Annotated in this window: 1 protein-coding gene; it reads right to left on the bottom strand. The window is 44.2% G+C overall.

Translation table 11 applies throughout. The annotated features are described in order from the left end of the window. Positions 1-378: 378 nt before the first annotated feature. Positions 379-576: an NblA/ycf18 family protein gene (locus QUA90_RS30380; protein ID WP_006635253.1), complete on the bottom strand. Its 198-nt coding sequence runs from the start codon at positions 574-576 to the stop codon at positions 379-381. Positions 577-1,019: the final 443 nt, after the last annotated feature.

Below are 1,019 nucleotides of genomic sequence, written 5' to 3' on the forward strand. Positions count from 1 at the left end.
ACGGCTCTCCAACATATTGATACTTAAACTCCTCTTGGGGTGGTGCGCCACAGGCGCACCCCCTGAACGGTTACTATATTTAATTTGTTAAAAATTTTAGTTGGTTAAAAAATTAACACTTACTTATTATTAATAGTTATCCAATTTTCAAGTTGAGGCGCGATAAATTATCTTTGCACTCTCCAGTGGTGTCGAGCGACAAACTGCTGAGTTCGACTCCCCAATTCGAGTGAACTCCACAAAGAAACTTTCCAATTTTCCTCAAGTCTCTACACAGGTCTTCTAGCTTCTGCCTTCGAGTGACGCCCCATCACCCCCAACTCCTTTCCGCCTGAGGGAAGTGAGTAAGAGACGGAGGTCGCCGACTGCGACTCTTGGTTACTCAACACCTGGGTTAGGTTCTAAACCCCAGTGGTGTTTCAGAAAATGGCGGTACATGGTTTCTCGTAGCATCATTTGCTCGTAAAGCTTGACCAAAAACTCCTGAGCTTGTTCGCGGCTCATGTCACTTACCTGTGTTTTGAAGGAACACAGGCTAAATTGCTGTTCCAAAGACAATTCTGCTGGTTGGCTCATGACTTTGACTCCTCTGTAAGTAAAGGTGACTTAAAAGTGAACACCTGGATTAACCAGATTTGTAAGTTGTTTCAGCGATCGACCGTTGGTTTCGGGATGCCCGATTGCCCATTTGGCTTTCGTCTATATTACAAAAGGTAACAATCATTTGACAAAATTACCATCTGTCCTAAGAAATACCTTATTTAGGGATAGAGATGGGGAGATGTCTGCAAAAGTTCCTTCCGCAGGCATATACAAGTGTATCTACTTGTCAAGAGAAAAAAGGCTCAGTACGAACCAAAAGAATTGAAGCCGTTTATACCAAATCCGGCGGAGATTCTCAAAGGCGGGGGGAGAAGGGGAGATGAGGAGAGGGGGAGATGAGGAGCTTACAAGTGTAGGTTTTTTACAATTAGGAGGTGTTAGAAACAACAGGCCAACAAGAGGGCCAAGATTGAGGA

The sequence above is a fragment of the Microcoleus sp. D3_18_C4 genome (genome assembly GCF_036702355.1).
Lineage (GTDB): Bacteria > Cyanobacteriota > Cyanobacteriia > Cyanobacteriales > Microcoleaceae > Microcoleus.

Coding starts and splice junctions, on each gene's coding strand:
- QUA90_RS30380 (WP_006635253.1), bottom strand. CDS start 576: ATGAGCCAACCAGCAGAATTGTCTTTGGAACAGCAATTTAGCCTGTGT.